This window comes from Chryseobacterium sp. JJR-5R, assembly GCF_034047335.1.
Taxonomy (GTDB): domain Bacteria; phylum Bacteroidota; class Bacteroidia; order Flavobacteriales; family Weeksellaceae; genus Chryseobacterium.
On the sequence record NZ_CP139137.1, the window covers coordinates 1,455,597 to 1,478,293 of the forward strand.

The window sequence follows — 22,697 nt, forward strand, 5'->3', positions numbered from 1 at the left end:
TTATTTTACGGTGTTATTCCCGTTGAGGGGTTCCAGTTTTCTTCAATCAGCTTCATCAGATAGTCCGGGCACTTTATCACTTTATTGGTTTTGGCATCCAGGAAGAAGAGGGTGGTGGAGGCTTCGGTAATTTTAATCTGCGCTTCATTGAAAATTTCATATTCAAATTCAATTTTTACCCCGGGGATTTTTTTTACATACGTATGGATTTCCAGATTCTCATCATAAAAAGCAGGGCGCAGGTACTTAATTTTATACTCCGAGACAGGGAGCCAAATTCCTTGATTCTCAATCTCATTATAGGACATTCCGATGCTTCTGAAAAGTTCTACGCGGCCAATTTCGAGGTACTCTGCATAATTGCCGTAGTAGACGTATTTCATGGGGTCTGTCTCTCCGTAACGTACTCGTAATGAGTGTTTTGTATATATCATTTTTAATGCATAATTATGCATACAAATATATTTTTAAATAATCAATAAGCGCAATATTTTTTTTTAAAATAAAAAAATGAGACCTTTGTCATCCTTCTAAAATGAGTACTAACAAAGAATCAATCGGGGCATAATTATGGGTGAAAATTTAATGATGATATGGCAGAAGTGCCTTCAGTTTATGCGCGATAACCTGAACGCAGCTGAAGACAATTCTGATCTGAAAAAACTTGAAAAATCTTTCGATTTACTGTTCGATAAGGTTCAGCCGGTTTCACTGGTTGACAATAACCTTACGCTGATGGTGCCGAGTGATTTTTACAAAGAATATATTGAGGACAACTACCTCTCCCTTCTTTCCGCTGCCCTGAAAAAAAACATCGGAAAAGGCGTAAAGCTGTGGTATTCGGTAATGGAAAACAAGCCTTCCGGGCTGGAGAAACCCGTTACCATGAACATGAAAGGGAAGACGGTTCCTACCCCGAAAATGCAGGAAACCATGCCGCAGGGCTTCTCTTCCAATATTGTAAATCCTTTCGTAGTCCCTGGGATTAAAAAGGTGAATATTGATTCCAACCTAAAATCAGATTTCTCTTTCGAAAATTATGTAGAAGGGGAAAGCAATAAGTTTGCCGCTACCGTGGCGAGGTCAATTGCCAAAAGACCGGGTGCCACTGCCTTCAACCCGCTGTTTTTATACGGAGGGTACGGCGTAGGGAAAACCCACCTGGGCCAGGCGGTAGGCCTTGAAGTAAAGAGCCAGTTCCCGGATAAAGTGGTGCTGTACCTTTCTTCAGAAAAATTCATCCAACAGTTTATCTCATCCGCAAAAGCGCATAAGCAGACAGAGTTTGCCAATTTCTACCAGATGGTGGATGTACTGATTATTGATGATATCCAGTTCCTTTCCGGGAAGTCTGCTACGCAGGACAGTTTCTTCCATATTTTCGATTACCTGCACCAGAACGGAAAACAGATCATCCTGACTTCCGATAAGGCGCCGGCAGATATCATGGATATCCAGGACCGGATTGTTTCCCGTTTCAAATGGGGGCTTTCTGCGGAAATCAAATCCCCGGATTATTCTACCAGGAGGCAGATCATCGTGGATAAGCTGAGCAGGGACGGGATTGTATTAACAGACGATATGCTGGACTTCCTGGCTTCCGAAGCAAAAACAAACGTACGTGAGCTGATCGGGGTCATCAATTCGGTAATCGCTTATTCAACCATCTATAAGTCAGACTTAAGCCTGGAGCTGTTAAAGGATACCATCAGCAAAATCGCGGCCAACCAGAAAAAAATCATCAACATTCCGTATATCCAGGAAGTGGTGTGCGATTATTTCGGGATCAAGAGAGAGCAGCTTTTATCCAAGACCAGAAAAAGGGAAATCGCGCTTCCGAGGCAGCTGGCCATGTATTTTGCCAAAGAGCTTACCAATGCCACGTTCACCAAAATCGGTGAGGAAATGGGCGGGAAAGACCACTCCACGGTAATGTATGCCTGTGATACGATCAAGGATGTTTCCAAAATCGATAAAGAGGTGAAGAAATACGTTAAGGAATTATCCGAAAGGATCAAGCAGTAAACAGTAAACAACAAGAAGTAGTTCAATTTAAATAATGAAAAATGGAGAATAGAGATATTCTTCATTTTTTGTTTAGTTTTGTAAGAGAAAATAAAATAACGGGTATTCCCCGCTTAAACCGCTGAACAATGAAGATATTAATGGTCTGCCTCGGAAATATATGCAGGAGCCCTCTGGCAGAAGGGATCATGAAGACGAAAGTTCCTGAAAGCATCCATGTGGATTCCGCCGGGACCATTTCCCAGCATGAAGGAAAGCATCCGGACCCGAGGGCCCTGAAAACCGCCGAAGCCCATCAGATTGACATTTCAAAACAGCGGTCAAGGCCCATTACATCAGAAGACCTTGAAAATTTCGATCAGATCTACTGCATGGATCTTGATGTGATGGAAGACGTGATTTCAAAAGCCCGGAATGAAGAACAGCGGCAGAAAATTTCCCTGTTTATGGAGGTGCTCGGCGATCACGGCAATGCCGAAGTCCCTGACCCGTACTGGGGCGACAGGGAAGAATTTGAAAACGTATATCGCATCCTGGACCGCGGCTGCGAAGCAATTGCCCGCCGGTTAAACGCACAGGCCAAATAACTTATAATTCACAACTCACCACTCATAACTCAGAAAAAATGCTTTTTTTACTCCCCGCCTATCTTTCGGAAAATACATCCGTTACGCACTTCGCTCCCGTTATCACGGAGTACATCATGCAGACCGATTATTTCTTCGTGGAAAATGAAAAAACCGCCCGGAAAGTCGTGAAGTTCTTTGCGCCGGAGAAAAAACAGTCGGATTTGAAATTATTCCTTCTGGACAAATACACGGAAAGCAAAGACATTAAAGATGCACAGGAGCTCATGCTGAAAGGGCAGGATTTCGGGCTGCTTTCAGAAGCCGGGCTTCCGTGCATTGCCGATCCGGGCAACCTGATCGTAAAATGGTGCCATGAAAAAAATATCCGGGTGGTTCCGGTCTCCGGGCCTTCCTCCATTATCCTCGCGCTGATCTCAAGCGGGTTCAACGGGCAGGAATTTACCTTTAACGGCTATCTCCCGATAGACCGAAGCGAGAAGAAAAAGCAGATGCAGCACCTGGAAGGCCTGGTGCAGAAAACAGGCTATTCCCAGATCTTTATGGAAACCCCGTACCGCAATAACCCGCTGCTGGAAGACCTGTTCAAATTTCTGTCCCCAAACACCAAACTCTGTATCGCCGCCAATATCAATGACCCCGATCAGGAATTCATCAAAACCAAAACCATCAAAGACTGGCAGAAGCAGAAACCGGAACTCCATAAAATCCCCGCGGTGTTTGTATTGGGGAAATAGATTGAAGACTTAAAAATCTATTCAATCTGCCAATCTGCGAGCGTATATTTTTAGCGGGATTAATTTTTATCTCCCGCTGATTAAGCGGATTACGCAGATCTTTTTTTTTGTTTGAAATTAAGAAATCTGCTCAATCTGCCAATCTGCGAGCGTATATATCCAGCAGGCTTATTTTTATCTCTCACTGCTTAAGCGGATTACGCAAATCTTTTTTTACTGTTTGAAATTAAGAAATCTGCCAATCTGCGAGTGTATATATCCAGCAGGTTTATTTTTGTCTCCCGCTGATTAAGCAGATTACACAGATTCTGATATATATTGTATATAAGCATCTGTGAGCATATATAAATATAATAATATGAGCCCGGAAAATTACAGATTATTAACCACCCGTTTAATTCCATCCATAATATTATGAGTTTTGAAGTTGACTAAAATGCCCGGTTTTTTATCAGCCAGCTTGAGATAAGCATGCAACTGTTTATAATGAATATCTTCTAAATTTCTGACCGATTTAAGTTCGATAATCACTTTATCCTCTATCAGAATATCAATTCTGAAATTCAGGTCGAATTTTTTCCCGTCATACCATACGGGAAGTATCAGTTCAGATTATACAGAAAGTCCGTTGTTTTGTAATTCTTAGATCAGTATTTTATGATATGCCAATTCAAGGAGTCCCGGCCCCAGTGTATTGTATACGGTGAAGATACATTTCCGGATCAGGTAAGAAATATCATTTTCATTCATAGCAGGTATGTTTTTTCGAATATAAATATATTTAACATGCCCTTAACATATGCTTAGCATTATTCTTGTCAGTACATGGATACAACTTAAAAAAAAACAATTATGTCAGACAAAAAATTAGCAGGACTGTGGATGGATACGGAAAAAGCCATCGTCGTAAAAAACCATGATGCCCAGAATGCCTTTAAATTTTTCTTATGCAGCCCTGTAAAAGCGGAAGTACAGCACGGTAACTCCAGCGAAAACGCCGGAAACAATGCAGAAAGAACCAACCGAGCAAAGTTTTTTAAAGAAATAGAACACCTGTTAATCAATTCCCAGGAAGTATATGTAACGGGCCCCGGAACCGTTCAGGAAGAATTTAAGAAACACCTTCACGAAACGGCCCAGTTCAAAGACCTAAAGGTAACTTTGGATACCGCGCAGCAGATGTCTGAAGAGCAGGTGCTGGAAAAAGTAAAGGAACATTTCAATGCTTAAATAATATCATATTAAGATAAGCGCAAAATAAAAACTCCGGATGTCAGTGGCATCCGGAGTTTTTTATTATTTTAAGATTGCATAATTTTCTTGAGTTCAAGAATGTTTTCTCTTACACTTAATTGCAAATTTTTATACTCTTCAGTTATATGATCCTGACTTTTATTCGCTATAAAAAAAAGCTTCTCTGAAATATTTACCAAGATTTTTTGCAATAATTCATTTGAAATATTATTAATAGATAGCCATTTGTCAATAGCAGGTTTTGATAGACCTGTTAATTGACTTTTCAAAGGCTTTTTATTAATAATCTTAATAACTTCTCTTTGTAGATCAACTCTGCTATTAAATTCCGCTTTCATATTTTCTCATAATTTTGTTAAACCATTCATTAATCCTTTCTATATCTAATTTGAACAAAGATAGGTATTCTTCCTTAATAATATAATCTATTCCCCTTGTTGAACTTATTCTGGACATCATTAATAATTCTTTAATTCTATCATCCAATATGAGATAATTATCATCTAATTTTTCAAAAGCTAATCTGCTAAAAATAGGTCTTTGATAACAACCCAATGTATAACAGGTAGCGAAGTTTCTAATTGCTAAAAAAATCATTGCTAAGTCAAAAACTAATGAATAATTATTTTCTTTTATGGAAATGATACTTTCATCAAATAAATTTTTAAATTTTAACAAATCATTTTTACAATTTTTATATTCAGAAGGTTTTCCAATTTGACTTAAAAAATCATATTCAGAAGAGGAATAAACTAGTTTAGATTCAAAGTACAAATGCCATGCAAATGGATTCCCTTCATTATATAATTCTTTTATTCTATCTGGTGTGTATAATGAAAACTTATCAGAATCAACGTCTTTAAACAATTTATTATCACTAATTAGTAATAAGTCAGTGTCCGAATATTGATCAACCTCACCTCTTACTAATGAACCAAAAATATAAATACATGTCATCGTCTATTGTATCTTTTAGTTATAATTGACATTAATAAAGCAAAACTGCCTAATCTTAATATTGTCAATGGTAATAAGATATAATTCGAGTAAGTCATATCATTTACTTCCAATCCAAAGTAAATAGATGGTATATTTACAAAAAGCGTTTTTAAAAAATCAAAGATACCATATTTACTTTCACTAGTAAAAATATCAATAATTGTTAATAATAAAAAAATATAAAAATTAAATGCAATCAGTTTTTTTAGACTTTCACCATTGCCCCATATAAAATCAAGAGAAATAACTTTTAGCCATTTAAACAATTGATCAAGCTTTTTTTTGGGTCCGGCATATTTTGGTCCGTAAAACGAATCCCCTGATAACCAGCTATCTTTTAAATGACTTTTTGTCGCATCTAACTCTAAACTGACAGCTTTAGATGAATTTATAAAATCTCCTATAGAAGTATAGTTTAATTTTAATGCTCTTGCAAATTTATATTTTAAATTCATTCTCTTTGGCGAGCATTCGAATATTTCATCGTCTACAAAAGTTTTTTCAAATATTGCATAATCGAAATTGCATAATTCAAAATATGAACCTTGCAAATTACTATTTGTAAACTTCGCCCCTTCAAATTTACAATTAATAAATCGACAATCTTTCAAATAGCAATTATCAAACATTGTTTTTGAGAAATCTACATTTTTAAAAATAAAATCTGTTGCTACTGCACGAGTAAATAGATAATTGATATATTTTATATCTTCAATATAAAAGAATCTTTTCTTTTCAATAATTTCAAAAGTATTACTAAAAAATTTGACATCTTTTTTTTCAATTCTTCCTGATGGTACTAATTTACTTTCAGCTGAAAGATATTGACATTTTAAAATTTTTATTTTTTCATCATCTTTTTGTTTATCTAAATTTAAAGATGTGATTCTATTTTCAAACTCATTATTTTCATTTTCATTTTCATTTTCAATTTCAGGTGTATTATTTTTTTTCATAAAGTCCAAGTAGCATTTATTTAACAATATTCGATAATTTACGTACGACCCAAATTTCCTTTTCGTAAAAGCAATGAATTTGAGCAATATATTGGTTATCTTCATTATTAATATATAAATTTCTAAATGTGCCTAAATTGATTCTTATATCTTCATCTTCAATATTTAACAACTTTTTAATTGCAACTTTAATCTCTATTTGATTATTTAGATAGATTTTATTCCAATTTAAGTTATTTCTCATAATTTCACTTTTATCGTATAGCCTTTTATTTTTTGAATCAATTACATATGGAATTGATCCTATAGATTGATTTTGCGAATAGATTTCCACATGATTACTAAAATCTATAATTTTCGATATTGGAATTTTGAATAATAATTCTACTCTCTCAATTTCTTCCATATTATTAGTTTTTGCTCGCTTTAATGTTTATTAGTAGCTAATTGTATTAAACGAAATGTGAATATAAGAAAATTCAATCAGGTATATTAATACCTTTTACACTTTCAAATTCTCTGAAGAATTTTTCTAGTGAATATCCTTCATGTCTAAGAATATTATATATTGTTGACATCGGAATATCGTATCCTTGAGATAATTTTAACTTTGAAATTGTGGAAGATGTAACTCCACAGAGTTTAGCATACTTATTTTGTGAAATAATTTTACCTTCGTGATCGTGGTATTCGCGAAGAAATTTACTTTCAATAAAATTGCACAGATGTTTATTGACAAGTGCATTCTTATTATTCAAGTCTTCTTTGCTTTTCATTGAGTTAAAAATTTAATCCAAATGAAAAGATTATTAATAAAATTACTGTTCGTTATAGCGAATGATTGTTTTTTTTATTATATTTGCATCATAAGTTACAGCAATGTAACTTTGCGATACTTCAAAAAACAATAGAAGCTATTGCTTAGAATCTCGAACAGAAAACTGGTAATTTTTAGACAACGAGAGGATAAGTAAGATGCTCACGACCTAGGCGTGGGCTCTCTTATCGTTGTCAGGTATACCAGTGCCTCTGTTCGATAAGTAGAGTTCCATGCCGTTTTATTTTCATGCCGTCCGGTATTCTGCAATTATTCTAAGCCTGCTTTTTAAAATATAGATGCGGTAATGTATTTCGCTGCGTTGCATTCAGAATGACACGGAACGATAGGGTGTACAACCTATTGCGGGGCTTCCACAGGCTCAATGACCAAAAACTGACAGGGCTTCTAAGCTATTCACTGATCCAACCAAAACCTCTTTCTGCAAAAGCACATGAAGAAAGGGCAGGGGAGGAGATATGCCATACAAAACACAAATGATGAAAAACCACTGCAGGCGCAGCCGTTCCGGGACGGCCGCCCGCTTGCAACCTGCCCAAACCGTAACCGCAAAACCGGCAGGCTCTCAACACAAAAAAACATCTTGCCATGAAAAAGAAAAACATAGATTTTGAATCCGGAGGCTGGACGGAACACAGGAAACATTCCGCCCTCAGCCTGATGGACACCTTTTTCCAGTTCCATGATCCGGCAGCCGCCAAAAACAGGCTGTATGAAATAATGGAGTACGCCCAGAACCGGAAAGTCCTGATGAAAGACAACCCGTCCGTGGTCTTCCATTTCTACCTGTCGCTCCGTTCGTTTGTCCGGGCCGGCTATGGTCTGCAGTTCAAATCAAAAAAATGGGCAATCCATGCTCCGGCAGAACCGGTATTGCATCTGATGCTGGGTTCCCTTTCGGAGGACGAATTCAGAAATCCGTTCCTGGCATTTCAAAAAGCGTTCAGCGAATTCACCATCAGGGATTTTGATCATTTCCTGGCAGATATAGTATATTTCTCCCTCGGCACTTTCAACAATGTCCCGGAAGGCAATATCATTACGCCGTTCATCCACCTGAATAAAATGCTGGATGCCGCACAGCTGATCCTGGAAAGGAGAGACCATAAGAACAACGTCCCGGCCATCATAAATCCACCTGTCGTGTCTTAAAGAACTGTTTTACAGTAATAAACATAAAAATAAACACAAAAAATAAGTTAATAAAACCTAAAACCACATCACCAACTGCCGGTAAAAACGACATAGGAGTCTGAAGCGTTAAAAAAATGAATTCTGTGAACGTTAATAAAATTCTAGTGTTTGAAGCGTGAGGCCAATTTTGAACCGAAGAAAAAGCAGGGTTATCACGCAAGTTTAGAATTTTTAGTGAACAGGATTTATTTTTAGCGGAAGAATCCAGGTCTTGATTTTTTGGTTCGTTTTGCATCAAGGCAAAATGAACAGATAGAAGAACACTTAAGCTCTTAAAAATATTTAATTTTTATTGTTCATATTAAAATAAACTTTAAATAATGCGCAAAAAGTTACACCATCGACTGCCGGTAAAAATGACATAGGAGTCTGAAGCGTTAAAAAAACCTCAGAGAGGTTCGCCGATTCATTAATTGTATAAACAATCAGAGGCAAATAAAGCCTGTGAACGTTAATAAAATTCTAGTGTTTGAAGCGTGAGGCCAATTTTGAACCGAAGAAAAAACAGGGTTATCACGCAAGTTTAGAATTTTCAGAGAACAGGATTTATTTTTAGCGGAAGAATCCAGGTCTTGATCTTTTGGTTCGTTTTGCATCAAGGCAAAATGAACAGATAGAAGAACACTTAAGCTCTTAAAAATCTTTAATTTTTATTGTTCATATTAAAATAAACTTTAAATAATGAGCAAAAAGTTATCCCACCGACTGCCGGTAAAAACGACATAGGAGTCTGAAGCGTAAAAAAAATAAAGCCTGTGAACGTTAAGAAAATTCTAGTGTTTGAAGCGTGAGGCCAATTTTGAACCGAAGAAAAAACACGATTATCACGCAAGTTTAGAATTTTTAGTGAACAGGCTTTATTTTTAGCGGAAGAATCCAAGTCTTGATCTTTTGGTTCGTTTTGCATCAAGGCAAAATGAACAGATAAAATAGACAAAAAGATAACATTTGCGTTAAAAAACAAACAAACGCAAATTTATGTTTGAAGCGCGGCTATGATATTGAACTGAAAACAAATACCAGTGTGTATAAGTTTTAGAATTTTCAGTGAACAGGATTTATTTTTAGCGGAAGAATCCGGGTCTTGATCTTTTGGTTCGTTTTGCATCAAGGCAAAATGAACAGAACAAACATGCAGAAAGATAATTTTAACTTAAAAAAGCATCCTCTTCAATACCATTTCAAATCATTACCCTTACCACTCCAACCAACCAGATATTTTTCTATTTTTATCAGATGAAAAACAGCCTTTTAGCCGCGTTAATATTTCCGTTTTCGCTATATGCACAGGAAGTCCCGGAACTGACCGATGCCATGGCCATGAAACTGGCGGAAAAACCGCTGCACTGCATCAGCCAGGAATACCCGAACAAAACCGCACACATCATCAATAACGCAGGAGAGGCTTCCTTAAGCCCGAAGCAGCTGCATCCCAGTTTTTACGGCTGTTTCGACTGGCACAGCTCCGTACACGGGCACTGGATGCTGCTACGGCTGTTGAAAACCAAACCGGGTTTGGCGATATCAAAAGACATTGAAAAGATACTGGACGAGTCCTTCCGGAAAGAAAACCTGGAGGCGGAAGCGAATTATTTCACCCAATACCAGCTGGCTACCACCTTTGAAAGAACCTACGGCTGGGCGTGGCTCCTGAAACTGGATGAAGAACTGACCACCTGGAACCACCTGAAAGCAAAAACCTGGCATCAGAACTTAAAGCCGTTAACGGATAAAATCCTGAGTTCATGGAAAGCCTACCTGCCCAAGCAGACCTACCCGAACCGGACGGGCGTTCATCCCAATACCGCTTTCGCCATGGCCTTTGCAATCGACTGGGCGAGAGCGAATAAAGACAAAGATTTTGAAAACCAGCTGCTGGAAAAAGCAAAGTATTTCTATCTGAAAGACGAAAAGACACCGGCCTACCTTGAACCTGACGGCTCCGATTTCTTTTCGCCCAGCCTGGAAATTGCCGACCTGATGCGGAGGGTGCTGCCGCAGAAAGAATTTGTCCGGTGGCTGGATGCATTCTACAATAAGCGCAGCCTGGAAAATATTGAGAAAATTCCTGTGGTAAGCGACCTGTCGGACTACCAGACCGTTCATCTTGTAGGGCTGTCTTTCTCTAAAGCGTGGTGCATGAAAGGGATTGCAGATGCACTGCCGGACGGCCATCCTTTGAAAAAGGAGTTCCGGAAAACCGCGCAGGTGTTTTTATCCAACGGGCTTCCCCTGCTGTTTCAGGGCAATTACGGCGGAGACCACTGGCTGGCCAGTTTTGCCGTCTATGCACTGGAAGATTAATACCGAATGCCTGCCTTTTTCAGGATAAAGCTCAGCAGCCAGATGGGCCCGACCAGCAGGAACTGAAGGTCTTTCAGGAAGGAAGGTTTTTTCCCTTCGATCTTATGCCCTGCAAACTGCAGAACCCAGGTAACCACGAAAACCGAAAGGTAAACGAGCCAGGGTTTTTCGGTACGGGTATTTACGCCGAAGGCAAAACTTTCCATGATGACCATCAGGACCAGCATGATGCAGCCGATTAAAAAAGAAAGCCTCATGTAAAATACGGTCACCAGGGCCATGGCAGCAAGGCTTACGTAGCTGATGCAACCGATGTAGATGAAGCAGACAGATTTAGAAGGGATCAGCGAGATAAATCCCAGGATCGTCCAGAAGATCAGCGGGACACAGACCCAGTGGATCAGTTTATTGGTGGCGTTTCTGTGGCTTTCTGCGTATTCTGCAAACAGCAAATCAATTTTTCTCATACCGGTCATTTGGAAAACACTAAAATAATAAATTTTTGCAATCACTCCGCAGATTGCTTACATTTGTGTTATGTCTGTCCTGGAAAAATTCGGAGTCGAGATCTTTACGCAACACAATATTTTCGAGCGGATTGCTACCGATAAGCCTTTCCGGCCCGATAATCCTGCCTTTATCTTTATCAAGACCGGAAGCATCAGGCTCAGGCAGCATTTCCGGGACCTGGAGCTTTCTGCCAATATGTTTATGGTGACCGACCCGCAGACGGTGTATGAAATGATCTCCGTAAGCGAGGACTTCCAGTCCAGGATGGTGTCCTACAAAAGGGACTTTATTTCAACCCTTTCCCTTAAATTCAACAGGCTCATTACATACCGGTATTTCAGGCAGCAGATGAACATCGGGGTCCCTTTTCAGGCAGACGAAATGGAGGTGGTCTGGAAAAGCGTCAATTTCCTAAAATATATCCTGGATTCTGAAACGGAGATGACTTATAAAAAAGAGATCGTAGAACATCTTTTCTCGGTGTTCTGTTACCAGATGGCCGGGATTATCTCCAAGGAAGACAGCAGTGCGATGAACCAGATGTCCAGGCAGGAGGAAATCGTTTTTATCTTCTTAAATGACCTTGCCCTGCACCACCAGAAAGAGCGCAGCGTGGAGTTTTATGCAGAGCGGCAGTTTGTTACAACCAGACATCTTTCTGCGGTGGTAAAGGAAGTGACCGGGAAATCTGCCGGCCAGGTAATTGCCCTGATCGTGATGAATGAGGCGAAGGTACTTCTAAACTCCTCCAGCAAGCCTGTTTCTGAAATTTCTTCTATGCTCGGATTTAGTGACCTGTATTCATTTTCCCACTTTTTTAAAAAACATTCCGGCGAAAGTCCGTCCCAGTACCGCAACCAGTTCGAAAGCTGAAATCCTACATTTGAACATCTTTTTCCAAAATTCAAACATTTGTTTGAGTTTATGCGTACCCTAACTTTGCACCGTAAAACAAGGTACAATGGTAAAGAATATAAAAACAGCACTGTCTCTGATGGCAGCGGTTCTCCCTGCGCTGTTTTTTTCCCAGGACAGAATGCAGATGACCGCCGGTGAAGTGGCCGCGCTCGCCGTGGAGAACCATCAGCAGTTAAAAGTTTCGGCACGGAACATCGATATTGCAAAACAGAATACAGATATCGTCAGGCTCCAGAAGCTGCCGAACATCACGGCTTCCACGAGCCAGTTTTATTTGGGCAATGCCATAGCGCTTGACAAAGACTTCTCATCTTCTGTAAATGTCCCGATGCCCCATTACGGAAGTTCCTATGCCGTGCAGGCCAACCAGCTGATCTTTAAAGGAGGGCTGGTGAATAAATCCATCGAAATGGCGGGGCTCCGTGAACAGCTGTCTGAACTGGACCTGGAAAAAAACACACAGGATGTAAAATTCCTGGTGATTTCCAATTACCTCGATATGTATAAAACAGTCAACCAGCAGGAAGTTTTTCAGAACAACAAAAAGCTGGCGCAGGAAAGGCTGAAGAATGTACAGAAATTCTATCAGCAGGGGATGGTGACCCGGAATGAAGTCATCCGTGGCGAACTGGCCATCAAAAACCTGGACCAAGGTATTTTAACTTTATTCAACAACAGGAAAATCCTCAACTATAATCTGAATACGGCTTTGGGGCTGCCTGCTGATACGGAGATTGTGCCGGTGGAAAAACTGGAGAACAAAGAGGCCGGAATCGGGATGGATTATTACATCAGCCTTGCGCATGAAAGCAACCCGTTAATGAAATCTGCCCGGACCAATATTGAGGTAGCCGATAAAAACATTGAGATCATCAAAACAGATAAGATGCCTACAGTAGCAGGATTTGGCGGGTATACCCTGCAAAAGCCTATCACTACAAGAAATCCTGTGCTGGATATGTATTCCGGAGGCTGGCAGACCGGGGTTTCCCTAAGCTATAATATTGACAACCTGTATAAAACAAAGGAACGGGTGAAACTGGGCGAGATCCAGAAAGACCAGGCCGGCGAGGTCCTGACGCTTACGGCACAGAACATTGATATGGCCGTGAATGCAGCTTATGTAAAGTATCAGGAATCCATACAACAGGCCGATATCCTGGATGATGCCAGAAAACTGGCGGAAGAAAATTACAGGATTACGGAAGCCAAATACCTGAACCAGCTGGCCGTGCAGGCAGAAATGATTGATGCGCAGAACCAGAAGCTCCAGTCTGAACTGGATTACAGCAATGCGGAAATCAATATGCTGTATCAATATTACAATCTTTTAAAATCTACGGGAACCCTATAATATTACGTGAAAAACAAAACAATGGAAAACAAGGAACAAAATACTCAGAATACACAACCACAGCCACAGCCACAGCCGGCTCCTTCATCCGGCGCTGCTGCCAAAAAGAAAGAAACGAAAAAAAATAAAACAAGGGCCGTTATTTCCAACATCATCGTATTCCTGGTGATCGGCTTCGGCCTGTTCTGGCTCGTACGGGAATATTTCCATATCGGGGATAAAACCTATACCGAGGCTGCCCAGGTGGAAGAATTCATCAATCCCATCAATACGAGGGTTTCGGCTTATATTAAAGAAATTAAATTCATCGAGCACCAGAAAGTGAAAAAAGGGGACACCCTGGCAATCCTGGACGACCGCGAAATCCAGACCCAGCTCGGGCAGGCGGAAGCTGCTTACCAGAATGCACTGGCCCAGCGTGTGGCTACAGGTTCATCCGTGAATACCGTATCCAATAACGTAAACGTGATGGCTTCCAATATCGCAGGCGCAAAAGCAAGGTTGTGGAATGCGGAACAGAACTTAAGCCGGTATAAAAACCTTTTGGCATCCGAAGCGGTCACGAGACAGCAGTATGACCAGGCGAAAACCGAATACGATGCACAGAAAGCAGCATATGAAACGCTGGTGAACCAGAAACAGTCGGCCAGCCTTTCCACTACCGAAGTGAAAAGCAAATTCGGGATTATTGATGCTGAAATCAAAAGGGCCAAATCTGCCCTGGACATGGCGAAAATCAATCTTTCCTACACGGTAATCACGGCTCCGTATGATGGCGTGATGGGAAGAAGGACGGTTTCCGAAGGACAGCTGATCCAGCCGGGGCAGCAGGTTGCCACCATTGTCTTAAACGGGCAGAAGTGGGTAACCGCCAATTTCCTGGAAAGCCAGATGCCAAATGTCAGGATCGGGGAAAAAATGACCATGACGGCCGATGCCCTGGGCGGGCAGAAATTTGAAGGCGTGGTAACGGCCGTTTCAGCAGCAACCGGTTCAAGGTACTCAAGTGTCCCGACCGATAACTCTACCGGGAATTTTATAAAAGTCCAGCAGAGGATCCCGGTACGGATTGAGTTTACCGCATCCAACAAAAAGGAAGACATCGCAAAACTGAGCGCGGGAATGAATATGAATGTGGTGATTGATGCGGATCAATAGACGGAAGATAGCAGACATTAGATATCAGACTTTGCAGCGGGAAAAATATTGATATAAAGATATGAATACATCAGCCTTTAATGTAATGAATATAAGAGATAAGATGAGATCTGATAATTAAATAAGAACAATTTTTTTTAATTGATAATAAATACAAAAAGTATTCTAATACACGCCATTATCTGAAATCTGAAATCTGAAGTCTGAAATCTAATATTTAACATCTAACCTCTGCAACCTAACCCTAACTCCTAAACTATGTACAACAAAGGACTTTACAACAACTGGGTGCCCAAACCCGTACAGATGCTGCTGATGCTGATGCTGCTGGCTGTCGTAATGCCGCTTGGCGGGGTGTATACAGGGAATATCAGCTATGTGGTAAGCGGCACCGGTGCCATGACGGAATATTTCATGTGGGCGAATTATGCCACGACCATCGGGATGGGTGCCTGTATGCCCATTGTGCTCAGGATGAAAATGAGATTCAAGGTACGGGATAAAATGACGGTGCTGCTGGTGCTTTTAGGTATATTGAGCTACATCAATTCCTCCACTGCCGAGCCGATGATCTTTGTATTTACTTCGCTGGTCATCGGGTTCCTGAAAATGATGGTGACCATCGAGCTGTTCCTGCCTTTAATGGCCATGATCGGCAACCGGGGGATGTTTTACGGAGCATTTTATACTTTTGTATTGGTGCTGAACCAGGTTTCGGCGTATTATGCCGCAGAAGTTTCCATCATCTACAACTGGCAGCATTTTTACATCATTGCAGCGGTAGGGTGTTTTGTGCTGGCACTTCTGCATTGGGTGTTTATGCACAATCAGTATTTTGCCCTCAAGGTTCCGCTACATTATATCGACTGGCTGAGCGTCCTGCTTTTTATTGCCGCCTTCATGTTCTCCGCATATGTATTTTCATTCGGAAAACAGCAGGACTGGCTCAATTCAAAACACATCATCAATGCCGGTATGGCTGCTTTTGTAAGTTTTGCTCTGCTGGTAATCCGTCAGGCAACCTTGAAAAGGCCGTATCTGTCCTTCAGCATATTCTCAAAAAACAATGTTCAGCACGGGCTGTTCATGCTACTGTGCCTCGGTATGTTCTTAGGAACCACGTCCATTCAGAATACTTTTGCCGTTGGGGTGCTGGGATACGACCAGTTGACCAATGCAAGGCTGAACTTACTCATGATTCCCGGGCTTGTACTGGCAGGAGTCATCGCCATATTCTGGTTCAAAAAGGAAATCCCGCTGAAGATGTATATTTTTTCAGGCTTCTCTGCCATGATGGGCTATGCCCTGATCATGTATTTCTCCATGGTCCTGGAATTCAGTTATGACAACTGGTACCTGCCGATGTTCCTGAAAGGGTACGGGACGTGTTCCCTGTTTATTTCCGTATGGTTTTATACCCTGGACAAGCTGGAAATGGATGAAATGCTTGCAGCCATCGGGCTGGTGCTGGTCTGGCGTACCTTTCTGGCGGTCGGTATATTTTCCGCACTGTATTCCTGGTTCCAGTACCGTTTCCAAGTGGTAGCCGTCGGTGATCTGGCGGTGTATATGGACGGGATGAATTTCCCTCCGCAGAATGCAGCGTCCGGCATGAAGCTTATCCAGCTGAATGCCATCCTTATTGCCTGTAAAAAGATTTTCGGGTACATTGCCATCGCCGGGACCGGCGTACTGCTGTATGTGGTCACCCATCATTTTGGCAGGGAACGTTTTGAATATCTGCGGTTCATCAGGCTCCTCAGCGGGAAATCCGTTATTGCCCGGAGAAGGCTCAGGGAACGGAAAAAATTACTGGAAGAAATTAAAGATGCCGCAGGCCCTGCGGTATAGCGATAAAGATACCTTGTTTTCACCAGCAAAGCCTCATTTTTTAAGTAAAGTGGGGCTTTGCGCTGTCTGGCAGGGTAGGCAGTACGGAATAATGGGAGCTGTTTCCTGCTTTCGCTACTCGCTTTTTCTTTTCTTCTGTGGCGGCGGCTTTGCCGCCGCCACAGAAGAAAAGAAAAGAGCTCAGACATGCCGCTCAATCAGGGCTAGGGAAGAGGTCTGGGTTACATTTTCTGCACAAATATTCAGAATTTCCAGTTCTCCAGATGGAAGGAATCGGGATAGATTTCTCCTGTTTCAATCAGAAATGGTACCTTTATGCCGTCCAGATATTTGTCTGGATCTGAAAACAATCGTTTAAACCATAATCAAAAAATAAAAGGATGTCCATAACCAACGAACATGAATTAGTGGGAATGCAGAAGGCCGGTGAAGCCGTCGCGTTTACCCTGAAGGAGATGATTAAGTATGCACAGCCGGGCATGACGACCAGGGAAATTGATGAATTCGGAGGCAAGATCCTTGCTGATTTCGGTGCGCGGTCTGCTCCGTATCTTACGTACGGGTTTCCGGGATGGACGTGCATCAGCGTCAACAATGAATTCTGCCACGGCATTCCTAACGACCAACGGGTCCTGCAGGAAGGCGACCTCATCAATATCGATGTTTCCGCAGAGCTTAACGGGTTCTGGGCGGATAACGGCGGCTCTTTTATCATCGGAAAAGATATCCACCAGCACCAGAAACTGGTAGATGCTTCAAAGGAAATTTTACAGAAGACCATCAATACCATCAGAGGCGGCGTAAAAATAGCCGATATCGGAATGCTGATGGAAACCGAAGCCAGGAAAAGAGGATTTAAAGTCATCCGGAACCTGGGCGGCCACGGTATCGGGAGAAGCCTGCACGAGCAGCCGGATGAACTGCTGAACTATAAAAACCGTTTCGATACCAGAAGATTTAAGAAAAATTCCGTGGTGGCCATTGAAACATTTATTGCTACCGATTCCAGTATGGCGGTAGAACAGAATGACGGCTGGACGATGGTAGGGAATAAAGACGGATTCATGGCCCAGCATGAACATACCCTTATGATAACCGATGGAAAACCGTTAATCCTGACTGCTATGAATGAGATTTTGAATTAGCGAGAAAGGAATTTTAATCATTTCTAATGTAAAAGAAATCATCATTTGATCATTAAAAATAAATCCCCTGAATAAATTTTCAGGGGATTTGCATTTTTTTAATTTATCAATTTAATAGTAAAATTTTTACCATTCAGGTTGCCGGAAAGCATTTCTATACGCTGTACTGAAATATTTAATTTTCCCAAATCAAATTCTTTATGGTGGTTCGGGCATAATACAATTAAGTTTCCTATTATACTTTGCCCGCCTTTGAACACAGGTTTTATATGGGCTACTTCAACATAATTTGTTCCTGCCTCAGTTAGAATAATTGAACTGCAATCCGGAAACTGACATTTATATTGAGCAATCTCTTTTAACAGATTAATGATTGAAGTGTCTTTTCTTAATATTGCATTCAGCTTAATTAATCTCCTTTCCGGCCTGCTTAATTTCATTTTACTATTTAATTGTTGCAGACGGGAAATAATTTCCATTTCCTGATTGGTTTTAATATCAAAACAATTTTCTGAAATATACGGTATAAGTGTTTCAGAAAATAGATGGTTGTCAATTTTCTGAAAACCTATTCCGAAATTACCGCAGAACTTTTTAAAACTTTCAAAACCCGGTAAGTTATTAAGCAATACAGGCTTTTTCAGATCTTGTCCTGTTCCGTATACTGTTGTAAATCCATTTTTTTCTTTGCAGTTTTCTATTCTAAAATAACTCCACAGATAATAATTTTTAATTCTTAATTCTGTTTTCCCGACAATCAGAAAACAGAAGCTTCCAATGGCTTTTGATGAAGTTCTTTTGCTTGTGTATATCCAATCGGTATGCTGTATTTTATCGTCAAGCGTAATTTCTGATACCGGCAAATGCAAGTCAATACCTGAAGTTGGAAAATTTTCAAGTTTGTCTGTATTATGATACTGAATAAAATAATTGTGAGCGGCCATAGTTATGTAGTTTGTTGTAAGTCAAAGATAAACAATCATCATTATAAAAATGATTTTAAAATAACTTTAAATCTCTGTTTACAGATAATCAGCATCATTTACTTAATCAAAAAATATCCCCTGAAAATTCATTCAGGGGATATTTTATTATATTATCAAAGTTCAGATTTAATTCCGGAAATAGGAGTTCATATCTGCAGAATCAAATGTGAAAGAAGCCTGGGTTTCGGATTTGTCCAGCTTTTTACTGATGGTCAGTGCCCATAATACCAGTTCTTTGCAGAAATTCTGGTCCTCCGTGCTCAGTTCCAGCGTATTTTCTTCAATAACGGCAGTCAGCGGAGTGATGCTGTTCAGTTTCTCATAAAATTCTTCGTCCGTATCATGGTAATTGAGTTCAAGATGGTTTTTATTGAACCATTTGATCAGGTCGGTATAAGGTGTTTTGATGCTTTCCTTTTCCAGCTTTGAAATGCGCGGGAACAGGCTTTCAAACTGGATCATAACCGCCTGGTCGATCAGTATTTTTGCTACGAAATCGGCACCTTCCTGCTCACCTTCGTATACCAGCTCAATTTTTCCGGTGATGGACGGGATGATGGACATAAAATCAAGCAGCCTTACCGTTGTTTTTTCGGCACCGGATTCAATCAGCCTTAATTTGGCCGCAGCCACTAAATTTTCCATCGCACTGATGGTGAGACGGGCACTTACCCCGCTTTTCGCATCTACGTATTCACTGTCGCGGGCCGCAAAAGCCACTTCCTCCAGAAGATTTTTGGCAAGGCCCGGAATGCGGATCCTGTCTTTATCTTCCGCTGAAACCAGTGCTTCCTGTTCCGTAATCTGGCGGGCCAGTGCAACGGTCTGCGGGTAATGGGTAAAGATCTGGGAACCGATCCTGTCTTTTAAAGGGGTAACAATGCTTCCCCTGTTGGTATAGTCTTCAGGGTTTGCGGTGAACACAAACTGGATATCCAGCGGCATTCTCAGCTGGAACCCGCGGATCTGGATATCGCCTTCCTGTAAAATATTAAACAGGGAGACCTGGATCCTGGCCTGTAAATCCGGCAGTTCGTTCAGCACAAAGATGCAGCGGTTGGCACGCGGGATCATCCCGTAATGCAGCACGCGCTCATCAGAATACGGCAGTTTTAACGTAGCTGCCTTAATCGGGTCGATATCACCGATCAGGTCGGCGACATTTACATCCGGTGTGGCCAGTTTTTCAAAGAAGCGGTCGGAGCGGTGTACCCACGCAATCGGGGTTTCATCCCCATGCTCGGCGATGAGGTCCCTGGCATATTTTGAAATCGGCTGAAACGGGCTGTCATTGATTTCAGAGCCTTTTACAACAGGCATGTATTCATCCAGAAGGCTGATCATGCTTCTTGCTATCCTTGTCTTGGCCTGCCCGCGAAGCCCTAATAGGTTAATGTGATGACCAGCCAGGATGGCTTTTTTCAGTTGCGGGATCACGGTGTCTTCATAGCCCCACAATCCTTCAAATACCGGTTCTTTGGCTTTGATCTTTGCAATCAGGTTCGCCTGGATTTCCTGGCTGATGGTTTTATCGGTGTATCCGGAATTTTTTAATTCTTTAAATGTTGTATCGTTTTTCATTGTATGTTGAGCAGTAATCATTTATACTATTAATATTCTGTAAAATTAAATTCTCAGGGAACGGTAGGGAGTCTGAAGTTTAATATCTGAAGTCTGAAACCTTGCCTCTGATATCTCACATCTAATCTCTGAATTATATCCTCTTCTTCCTGTTTCTCTCGTAATCTTCAAAAATCATCTGTCCGAGCCCTGAAAGCCCTGTCAGAAATGCTTTTCCCTGGTTCTGTGCGGTAAAGGCTTCCACAAACTTACGCAGGTAAGGATCCTGGGCGATCATGAACGTAGTGATGGGGATTTTAAGCTTCCTGGCCTGTGCCGCCCTGTTGAGGCACTGGGAAACGATCATTTCATCCAGTCCGTTGCTGTTCATATAAAATTCTCCTGTAGGTAACTGGATGCAGCTCGGTTTTCCGTCAGTGATCATGAAAATCTGCTTGTTGGTATTCCTTTTCCTGCGGAGGATATCCATCGCAAGTTCCAGGCCGGCCACGGTATTGGTATGGTAAGGCCCCACCTGCAGATAGGGAAGGTCTTTCACTTTGATCGGCCAGGCTTCGTTCCCGAAGACGATAATATCTATGGAATCTTTGGGGTATTTCCGGTTGATGAGTTCCACCAGTGCCATTGCCACTTTTTTAGCGGGTGTGATCCGGTCTTCGCCATAGAGGATCATGGAGTGGCTGATATCGATCATCAGCACCGTGCTCATCTGTGCCTTATGCCGGGTTTCTTCTACGATGAGGTCGTCTTCTGTAAGCCGCAGGTCTGAAATCCCGTTGTTGATCTGGGCATTTTTCAGGCTTTCGGTCGTATTCACGGTAGAGAGGTCGTCACCATACTGAAAATTACGGTGTTCGCCATCCTTTTCATCCCCGATTCCTGTTTTGGAGGTACGGTGGTTCCCGATGCCGCTTTTTTTAAGCTTCCCGAAAATCTGGTCGAGGGCAAACTCTCGCAGGGCCGCTTCAAGTTTGGCCGTCAGTACATTTTTGCCTTTTCCGGTTCCGGTATTTCCTTTCTCCGGATCAATTTCTTCCTTGATGTAACCGCGCTTTTTCAGGTCTTCTTCAAAATCCTGCAGGGTATATTCATCGGTAAAGATATCATATTCCTTATCCAGCATATCGAGCCACTCGAAGGCTTCTTCAATATCGCCGGACGTATGGGTCAGCAGATCCTTGAACACATCAAAGACCCGGTCGAAATGCGAGATTTCTTCCGGAACATGTTTGCTGAACGTGAATCCTTTATGAAAATTAAAATTTTTGTTTGTCATTCAATCCATCTTCTTTTGGTAGATACAAGTTAGGGAAATATTATGACAGGAGAGAATGGTTGCAAATAGAATTTTGTTATGATGGTGATATTAATTTATTTTTAAGATTAATTATAATTAATCATTTTCAGGATATTCTCTTGGATTTAAAATCAACTCTATTCTATATTTAATCAGCTGAGATCAATTGAATTTTAAAAATAAATAAAATAAAAAAGCAAGGAAATCCCTTGCTTTTAAGTATTGAAATGCATGATTATATGAAAAACCTGCAGATTACTTTTCAATCCTGTATACTTCCTCATACGGCTGGATGAGCACCCAGCCGCTCCCGGAAAACTTCATCTGGAATTCTTCCCCGCTGCCTCTGCCGATCAGGCTTTTTAAAGAAACATTGGTTTTCAGTTCGGGGCTCAGGTTTCCGGACCAGGCTACCGTGGCGTTCGGGTCTGTAAAAACCGGACTGTCCGGCGTAACCATCAGGGTCAGGGGATCGCCGTGTGTGGTGATGGCAATATGGCCGGTTCCCGATAACCGTACCTGGAAAAGTCCGCCCGACATGACCCCTGCAATGCTTTTCAGCATGGTGATGTCGCTCTTAATGCTCTGCTCATGGGCCAGGACATCATTTCCGTTCACGCAGACCGCTTCATTGTTCAGATACAGGATCCGTACTTTTTTACCTTCATCCGCCACATACAGCTTTCCGGTTCCTTCGGCTTTCATCAGCCGCGCTCCCTCGCCGCTGATGGCTTTTTTTAACAGGTTGCCCAACCCGCCGGAAAGCATGCCCTGCCTTTCAAAATTTACGTTCCCCACATAGCCGACCATGCTTCCTGTCTTGGTCCAGACTGATTGGTTATTAAGGTTGATTTCTAAAAGCTGGGGTTTTTCCAGTTCAAAGTAATCCCTTTCCTGCGGGTTTTCTTTTGTTTCATTCACAAAAGCTTCAATTGAATATTTGCTCATAGTTTAAAATTTTAATGTATTCAAAAATAACTTTTTTAAGTATTAAAAAGCAGGT

At 41.3% G+C, this 22,697-nt stretch carries 24 protein-coding genes and 1 pseudogene; 12 read left to right on the plus strand and 13 right to left on the minus strand.

What is annotated here, in order from left to right; all coding sequences use genetic code 11:
• Positions 1 to 5 precede the first annotated feature (5 nt).
• Positions 6 to 434, minus strand: coding sequence for a thioesterase family protein (locus SD427_RS06725; RefSeq protein ID WP_320560506.1), 429 nt, complete (start codon positions 432 to 434; stop codon positions 6 to 8).
• 136 nt (positions 435 to 570) lie between these two features.
• Here SD427_RS06725 and dnaA point away from each other — a divergent pair, with 136 nt between their 5' ends.
• From dnaA to SD427_RS06740, 3 genes are all read left to right on the plus strand, one after another.
• Positions 571 to 2,025 (plus strand): chromosomal replication initiator protein DnaA, encoded by a 1,455-nt coding sequence (gene dnaA / locus SD427_RS06730; protein ID WP_056215185.1) that lies wholly within the window; start codon positions 571 to 573, stop codon positions 2,023 to 2,025.
• 128 nt (positions 2,026 to 2,153) lie between these two features.
• Positions 2,154 to 2,612 (plus strand): low molecular weight protein-tyrosine-phosphatase, encoded by a 459-nt coding sequence (locus SD427_RS06735; protein ID WP_320560507.1) that lies wholly within the window; start codon positions 2,154 to 2,156, stop codon positions 2,610 to 2,612.
• Positions 2,613 to 2,650: 38 nt separating this feature from the next.
• A complete protein-coding gene (locus SD427_RS06740; protein WP_320560508.1) occupies positions 2,651 to 3,349 on the plus strand; it encodes an SAM-dependent methyltransferase in 699 nt (232 codons plus the stop codon).
• Positions 3,350 to 3,721: 372 nt separating this feature from the next.
• On the opposite strand, the pseudogene SD427_RS06745 reads toward SD427_RS06740, so the two are convergent.
• A pseudogene (locus SD427_RS06745) lies at positions 3,722 to 4,099 on the minus strand (GxxExxY protein).
• A gap of 102 nt (positions 4,100 to 4,201) precedes the next feature.
• Here SD427_RS06745 and SD427_RS06750 point away from each other — a divergent pair.
• A complete protein-coding gene (locus SD427_RS06750; RefSeq protein ID WP_320560509.1) occupies positions 4,202 to 4,579 on the plus strand; it encodes a hypothetical protein in 378 nt (125 codons plus the stop codon).
• 71 nt (positions 4,580 to 4,650) lie between these two features.
• Here SD427_RS06750 and SD427_RS06755 read toward each other — a convergent pair whose 3' ends face one another.
• From SD427_RS06755 to SD427_RS06775, 5 genes are all read right to left on the minus strand, one after another.
• Entirely contained in the window at positions 4,651 to 4,941 is a 291-nt protein-coding gene (locus tag SD427_RS06755; protein ID WP_320560510.1) for a hypothetical protein, read from the minus strand.
• Complete coding sequence (locus SD427_RS06760) at positions 4,925 to 5,560, minus strand: nucleotidyltransferase domain-containing protein (RefSeq protein WP_320560511.1); 636 nt, start codon at positions 5,558 to 5,560, stop codon at positions 4,925 to 4,927. The genes SD427_RS06755 and SD427_RS06760 overlap by 17 nt, the downstream gene beginning before the upstream one ends.
• Positions 5,557 to 6,558 (minus strand): pentapeptide repeat-containing protein, encoded by a 1,002-nt coding sequence (locus SD427_RS06765; RefSeq protein WP_320560512.1) that lies wholly within the window; start codon positions 6,556 to 6,558, stop codon positions 5,557 to 5,559. The genes SD427_RS06760 and SD427_RS06765 overlap by 4 nt, the downstream gene beginning before the upstream one ends.
• 16 nt (positions 6,559 to 6,574) lie before the next feature.
• Positions 6,575 to 6,964 (minus strand): hypothetical protein, encoded by a 390-nt coding sequence (locus SD427_RS06770; RefSeq protein ID WP_320560513.1) that lies wholly within the window; start codon positions 6,962 to 6,964, stop codon positions 6,575 to 6,577.
• Positions 6,965 to 7,037: 73 nt separating this feature from the next.
• On the minus strand, positions 7,038 to 7,334 hold the full coding sequence (locus SD427_RS06775) for a hypothetical protein (RefSeq protein WP_320560514.1): 297 nt from the start codon (positions 7,332 to 7,334) through the stop codon (positions 7,038 to 7,040).
• A gap of 650 nt (positions 7,335 to 7,984) precedes the next feature.
• Between SD427_RS06775 and SD427_RS06780 the strand changes: the two genes are divergently transcribed.
• Entirely contained in the window at positions 7,985 to 8,548 is a 564-nt protein-coding gene (locus SD427_RS06780) for a hypothetical protein (protein ID WP_320560515.1), read from the plus strand.
• 685 nt (positions 8,549 to 9,233) lie between these two features.
• Here SD427_RS06780 and SD427_RS06785 read toward each other — a convergent pair.
• Complete coding sequence (locus tag SD427_RS06785; RefSeq protein ID WP_320560516.1) at positions 9,234 to 9,554, minus strand: hypothetical protein; 321 nt, start codon at positions 9,552 to 9,554, stop codon at positions 9,234 to 9,236.
• Between the two features lie 272 nt (positions 9,555 to 9,826).
• Here SD427_RS06785 and SD427_RS06790 point away from each other — a divergent pair, with 272 nt between their 5' ends.
• Complete coding sequence (locus tag SD427_RS06790) at positions 9,827 to 10,894, plus strand: DUF2891 domain-containing protein (protein WP_320560517.1); 1,068 nt, start codon at positions 9,827 to 9,829, stop codon at positions 10,892 to 10,894.
• On the opposite strand, the gene SD427_RS06795 is transcribed toward SD427_RS06790, so the two are convergent.
• Entirely contained in the window at positions 10,891 to 11,361 is a 471-nt protein-coding gene (locus tag SD427_RS06795) for a DUF962 domain-containing protein (protein WP_320560518.1), read from the minus strand. The two genes, SD427_RS06790 and SD427_RS06795, sit on opposite strands and share 4 nt — an antisense overlap.
• A gap of 70 nt (positions 11,362 to 11,431) precedes the next feature.
• Between SD427_RS06795 and SD427_RS06800 the strand changes: the two genes are divergently transcribed.
• From SD427_RS06800 to map, 6 genes are all read left to right on the plus strand, one after another.
• A complete protein-coding gene (locus tag SD427_RS06800; protein WP_320560519.1) occupies positions 11,432 to 12,277 on the plus strand; it encodes a helix-turn-helix domain-containing protein in 846 nt (281 codons plus the stop codon).
• Between the two features lie 88 nt (positions 12,278 to 12,365).
• Entirely contained in the window at positions 12,366 to 13,676 is a 1,311-nt protein-coding gene (locus SD427_RS06805; RefSeq protein ID WP_320560520.1) for a TolC family protein, read from the plus strand.
• Between the two features lie 21 nt (positions 13,677 to 13,697).
• The gene (locus SD427_RS06810) at positions 13,698 to 14,834 is read left to right on the plus strand and encodes an HlyD family secretion protein (RefSeq protein ID WP_320560521.1); all 1,137 of its coding nucleotides are present in this window, start codon (positions 13,698 to 13,700) and stop codon (positions 14,832 to 14,834) included.
• A 258-nt stretch (positions 14,835 to 15,092) separates the two neighbouring features.
• Positions 15,093 to 16,685 carry an MFS transporter gene (locus SD427_RS06815; protein ID WP_320560522.1) on the plus strand — a complete coding sequence of 531 codons (1,593 nt, stop codon included), beginning with the start codon at positions 15,093 to 15,095 and terminating at the stop codon, positions 16,683 to 16,685.
• Entirely contained in the window at positions 16,663 to 17,043 is a 381-nt protein-coding gene (locus SD427_RS06820) for a hypothetical protein (RefSeq protein WP_320560523.1), read from the plus strand. The genes SD427_RS06815 and SD427_RS06820 overlap by 23 nt, the downstream gene beginning before the upstream one ends.
• A gap of 22 nt (positions 17,044 to 17,065) precedes the next feature.
• Positions 17,066 to 17,830, plus strand: a complete 765-nt coding sequence (map, locus tag SD427_RS06825) for a type I methionyl aminopeptidase (protein WP_320560524.1) — start codon at positions 17,066 to 17,068, stop codon at positions 17,828 to 17,830.
• A gap of 98 nt (positions 17,831 to 17,928) precedes the next feature.
• Here the strand turns inward: map and SD427_RS06830 are convergent, their stop codons facing one another.
• The 4 genes from SD427_RS06830 to SD427_RS06845 form a co-directional block, all read right to left on the minus strand.
• Complete coding sequence (locus tag SD427_RS06830; protein ID WP_320560525.1) at positions 17,929 to 18,309, minus strand: HNH endonuclease; 381 nt, start codon at positions 18,307 to 18,309, stop codon at positions 17,929 to 17,931.
• A 633-nt stretch (positions 18,310 to 18,942) separates the two neighbouring features.
• Entirely contained in the window at positions 18,943 to 20,397 is a 1,455-nt protein-coding gene (locus SD427_RS06835) for a sigma 54-interacting transcriptional regulator (protein WP_320560526.1), read from the minus strand.
• A gap of 133 nt (positions 20,398 to 20,530) precedes the next feature.
• Positions 20,531 to 21,673 carry a vWA domain-containing protein gene (locus tag SD427_RS06840; RefSeq protein ID WP_320560527.1) on the minus strand — a complete coding sequence of 381 codons (1,143 nt, stop codon included), beginning with the start codon at positions 21,671 to 21,673 and terminating at the stop codon, positions 20,531 to 20,533.
• A gap of 276 nt (positions 21,674 to 21,949) precedes the next feature.
• Positions 21,950 to 22,642 (minus strand): AIM24 family protein, encoded by a 693-nt coding sequence (locus SD427_RS06845; RefSeq protein WP_320560528.1) that lies wholly within the window; start codon positions 22,640 to 22,642, stop codon positions 21,950 to 21,952.
• Positions 22,643 to 22,697 lie beyond the last annotated feature (55 nt).